The following is a 1861-nucleotide window of genomic DNA, read 5'->3' as shown; positions in this document are numbered from 1 at the left end:
GAAACAACACTTATCGGCAGCAGGTGTAGAGTATATTGAAGACGACAATCTGCCTGGCGCCAATCGCATTTATGTTCATGATCCGTTTGGGAACAGGATTGAATTGCTGGAGTGGATTTAACTAACGACCATTTCTTGCTTGTTTGCTTGGTTTTCAATCGCACTAAAATTTGGTATAATATTTAGAAAAGCGAAATATTCGTACCGAGAAAGAAGTGTTGATGAAATGACCCAGCAGCAAAAGGCAAAACGCAACTTAATCATCATGTGGTTTGCGAATTTCTTCATCGCCGGCAGCATGACAATGGTTATGCCTTTTCTCTCACTGTATATTGAAACGTTCGGCGATTTTACGGAAAAGTATGTCCAGAACTGGTCCGGAATTACGTTCAGCATAACCTTTGTCACTGCATTTCTATTCTCTCCGGTCATTGGCAGGATGGGTGACCGGTTTGGCCGAAAGAAAATCCTGATTTTCATGGCCTTTGGGATGGGATTATCTATTTTCCTGCTTGGATTTGCCCATTCTGTTTGGCAGTTATTTTTACTGAGAATGTTCATGGGCTTGTTCTCAGGTTTCATCCCTGTATCCCAGGCGCTCATTTCCACCCAGACACCGAAGGAACATGCTGGCAAGGTATTGGGTACATTACAGACAGGCAGCATAACAGGCTCCCTGCTTGGGCCGATGATTGGCGGCGTGCTGGCTGATTCTTTAGGATACGCTGCCACCTTCCAATCCACATCAGTCTTTATCCTCGTTTCCGGTCTGTTAGTGTTCAAGGTAATGGAACACAGAATCGATATTAAAAAAGGCACGAAGACCAATTACAGCCGTAAAGAGGTTATTCAGCATATTCTTAAAAATCCAATCATGGTGAATGTTCTTTTGATGTCAATGCTTGTCCAGATTGCCCATTTCAGCATTCAGCCGATTTTATCCCTATATGTCGGTGAATTGCATGGACATGTAAATCTTGCATTTTACTCAGGAATTGCCTTTTCAGCGGCAGGACTGGGGAATTTAATGATGGCACGAAATTGGGGGAAGATTGCGGATAAGGTTGGCTATATAAAAATCCTTGTCATTCTTCTGTTTTTATCGGCCATCGTTTATTTGCCAGGTGGTTTCGTCGAGAATATCTGGCAGCTTGTACTGATTAGATTCCTGCTTGGGATCACAATTGGCGGAATTATCCCGGTCAGGGTTGCGTATATCAGACAGGAAGCACCGATTGCGATGCAGGGCGAAGTACTCGGCTACAACACGAGCCTCCGTTTCTTTGGGAACATTATCGGTCCCGTGCTTGGCGGTTTTCTTGCAGGCTACTACGGATTCACTTCTGTTTTTATCGTAACAAGCGGACTGCTGCTCGTGAGCGGACTCGTCCTCTACGGATCAATGCATCGCAATCCACAGTATGTGAAGGACACCTTTTAGAGTTTTAACGCAGTAACGCACCGGGGGTCAGACCCCCGGTGCGTTACTATGTTAAAGTGAATTATTCTTGGAAATGCATTCACTTGACTTAAAATAATTTTTCTATTGCTTTGAAACGCGTATTTTAGTAATACGAAAATAATTAATAAAAAAAGATAGATAAGCGCAAACTTATCTATCTTTTTTTATAGTATTGCGCTTATTCATCCCACCTTTGGGAACAAATACTTTATAGATAAACATACGAAACAAACATCGTCAGAAATAAAAAAGATTTTAACCACCTTTGTCACTTATCCTTATAACAATAATTCAGATCGGGTGATTACATTTGGAAGTACAAGCATTGCACGAGGTTGAAAAATTAGCTTTAAAAAAGCATAAAATCTTTAAGCAGAGTAAAGTTAGATACTTAGCGAG

At 41.6% G+C, this 1861-nt stretch carries 1 protein-coding gene and 1 pseudogene; both read left to right on the top strand.

Going from position 1 to position 1861, the window contains the following annotated elements; genetic code table 11:
• Window positions 1–121 (top strand): annotated as a pseudogene (locus WB217_RS09545) (glyoxalase); the annotation flags it as partial.
• A 105-nt stretch (window positions 122–226) separates the two neighbouring features.
• Window positions 227–1441 (top strand): MFS transporter, encoded by a 1215-nt coding sequence (locus tag WB217_RS09540; RefSeq protein ID WP_423992853.1) that lies wholly within the window; start codon window positions 227–229, stop codon window positions 1439–1441.
• The last annotated feature ends 420 nt before the right edge of the window (window positions 1442–1861 follow it).

This window comes from Mesobacillus sp. (genome assembly GCF_049588175.1).
Lineage (GTDB): Bacteria > Bacillota > Bacilli > Bacillales > Cytobacillaceae > Mesobacillus.
The sequence above is the reverse complement of the archived record's forward strand: the minus strand, read 5'-3'. Positions and strand labels throughout refer to the sequence as shown.

Coding starts and splice junctions, on each gene's coding strand:
- WB217_RS09540 (WP_423992853.1), top strand. CDS start 227: ATGACCCAGCAGCAAAAGGCAAAACGCAACTTAATCATCATGTGGTTT.